The sequence below is a fragment of the Bartonella sp. CL71SXKL genome, assembly GCF_042194935.1.
In the GTDB taxonomy this organism is placed as follows: Bacteria; Pseudomonadota; Alphaproteobacteria; order Rhizobiales; family Rhizobiaceae; genus Bartonella.
In genome coordinates this window covers 1-2,289 of sequence record NZ_JBHINI010000055.1, presented here as the reverse complement: position 1 = coordinate 2,289, position 2,289 = coordinate 1, and the positions used below count along the sequence as shown (strand labels likewise).

4 protein-coding genes are annotated in these 2,289 nt (G+C 39.1%); all 4 read left to right on the top strand.

Features of this window, described 5'->3' with window-relative positions; translation table 11 throughout:
* The coding region (locus ACFILA_RS09365) for a hypothetical protein (RefSeq protein ID WP_375661106.1) at nt 1–233 on the top strand (233 nt) is incomplete at its 5' end.
* 124 nt (nt 234–357) lie between these two features.
* On the top strand, nt 358–876 hold the full coding sequence (locus ACFILA_RS09360; RefSeq protein WP_375661105.1) for a hypothetical protein: 519 nt from the start codon (nt 358–360) through the stop codon (nt 874–876).
* 9 nt (nt 877–885) lie between these two features.
* A complete protein-coding gene (locus ACFILA_RS09355; protein ID WP_375661104.1) occupies nt 886–1,437 on the top strand; it encodes a hypothetical protein in 552 nt (183 codons plus the stop codon).
* A 57-nt stretch (nt 1,438–1,494) separates the two neighbouring features.
* Entirely contained in the window at nt 1,495–2,052 is a 558-nt protein-coding gene (locus tag ACFILA_RS09350) for a hypothetical protein (RefSeq protein ID WP_375661103.1), read from the top strand.
* The last annotated feature ends 237 nt before the right edge of the window (nt 2,053–2,289 follow it).

Below are 2,289 nucleotides of genomic sequence, written 5' to 3'. Positions count from 1 at the left end.
AGGAAAAGAGATTGAAAATTTTTGAGGAAAAGGTAAGCGTAGGGCGTTTACGTCGTGTGCTTGAGGAAGCTTTAGATGAGGCGATGACTGAGGTTGATCTGGGACTGAGGGTGATCTTGGCAGCGTGCTTGGCTTTCAATAGAGCACCCTTCCTTGGAAAAAAGGGTGTTTTGGCTTGTAAGCGCCTCACGTATAGTGCTTCATGTATAAGCGCGTATAGGGCAAATGAATAAAATACGTAGAGGGGATTTATAGTGCTTGCATTACTCTGAGAAGGGTGCTAAGCGAATTTACCGCGCTGGTGGCGTGCTATCAAATATTGAAGAGTGGGAATTTTAGAAGTGGGGGAGTATCCGTATGATCGAAGATAAATCACAACACCAATTTGCCCATAAGGGAGATAAGGCTTTTGTATCACAGTCAGTGTTGGATCAATCGGCAACTTTCAAAAAATGGATGATGCTTTCAACAAGCGATTATATCATCATTTGTTGTTTGACTATCCTCTTGTTGGTGCTTTTTTCCGCGTCTGCCTATATGGATCCTTTGGAATTTTTTCACGTTATATCCAAAGAACAGCTCCAAGCACTGGGACAAATGAAACAAGAAAGTCTTCAGGAAAGACTTCAGGAAAGTCTTAAACACCCTTTCCAAAATCCTATAATTCAGCATGTTCTTGATGCGGGGTGGAATAGTGTTTGGGCTTTTTTATGTCTCTTACCGCAAATGATTTTTGGCGTTCTTTTTGGTTTTTGTCCGCTCTTTTTTGTCTTTAACGCCGTATTTAAACGGGATGTGAAGGAAATGATGCTACAATGGGAAACCTTGCCAGAGCAGCAACAGCTAGACAACCAATCTCTTAACAGAAGACAATAGGGGGGGAAAGTGACCGCTTCTTTAATCATTGGAATGTTGACTGCCGTAGGGACGACAATTTTTATTTGTTCTGCAATTTTTATGGTATTCCTTTCTACCGTGGTGACAATCGTTGCACTTTATTATTCGTTGATAAAACGGACAATCTTGTTATTGGTGACGCAGCGAAAATTAAAAAAGGGTGCAGCGCAGAATTTAGGGCATTATCAGGTAGAGGGTAGAGGACAGAGGACAGTTCTTACAACACAGTTGCGTGCCTTTTCTTTTCAAGAATCTTTGCTTCTCTCAAAAAAAGATTATTTTATGATCTTTTCTATCGCCTTCGTTATGGTTGCACTTTGCACAGGTTTTGTCGTTTTTTCAGCTTTTCTTCCAAAATCTGCGGTTTTTTTGCACAATTACGTGCCTATGATAGTGCTTCACATTATTGATTTTGTCATGAAACTGCTGTTTTGGGTCTGGACATGTATTGCTGTTTCTTTACCTGTCATTTTAATTCTCCATAGTCTCCTTCAGTATGGCGTGCAAGAAACAGTAAAGGAATTAGAAACATTTGTTTGAGCAGAGAATAAAAATGATGATTTCACATCAATGCGATAGGGAAAAAAAGGGAGCATTATGATGCAGCATTTGGTTTTTTTAGGGTTCATTATCATTGCCATTTTAATGGTTATGGTTATGGTCAGGTTTCCTTACCTGTTGATCAAATATATCAGGTTATCTTTTAAACTCGCTCAAGGCTTGAAAAAGAGTACGACGCAACAAAAGCAAGCCATACAACAATTGCGCAATGATCTGGGAGAAATGAAAAGACACAATCTCGCGCTTGAGACACTTGATGCGAAAATGCGCTTTCTTAACTTCAAAGAATCTCTGCCTTTTTATTCAAAAGAATGTAAGATAATCTTTTTTATCCTTATTCTCTTTTCTGTTTTGCAATCTGCTTTCTCTATCGCAAATTTTGTATGGTGGAAAAATGATAGTGTTGCCTTTATCATGCAGCTGTTGAGCCTTATATGGTTAGGGATTCTTCTCTTTTCTCCGATCATTGGGATCATGTGCATGAAGTTAACGAGAAAATTGAACAAAATACTTCCACAATTGGAAGAAGCGATACAACAACGCGATCAGGCAATTCGTATGCAGAATGTGGAAGGGGGACAAAATGACGAGTAGTCTTATAACATTAATAGCCATTTCTTTCCTGTTCTTTACGCTCTTAAGTGTTTTAATATGGGTGCCAATCGTTGTCATTTATTACCTGTTTATCAAGCGTGCGCGGTTGTATTGCCGCGTGAAAAAGGAACTGAAATGCGTGCTGAGTGAACGCGATATTGCCTTAAAACAGATCTCCCAAAAATAAAAAAGCAGCAGAATGTTTGATAAAAAACAGCTTTCTCTTGTTTGGCAAGA

What these genes read in the sequence shown, in the direction of transcription:
- ACFILA_RS09360 (WP_375661105.1), top strand. Translation starts at nt 358, where the DNA reads ATGATCGAAGATAAATCACAACACCAATTTGCCCATAAGGGAGATAAG.
- ACFILA_RS09350 (WP_375661103.1), top strand. Translation starts at nt 1,495, where the DNA reads ATGATGCAGCATTTGGTTTTTTTAGGGTTCATTATCATTGCCATTTTA.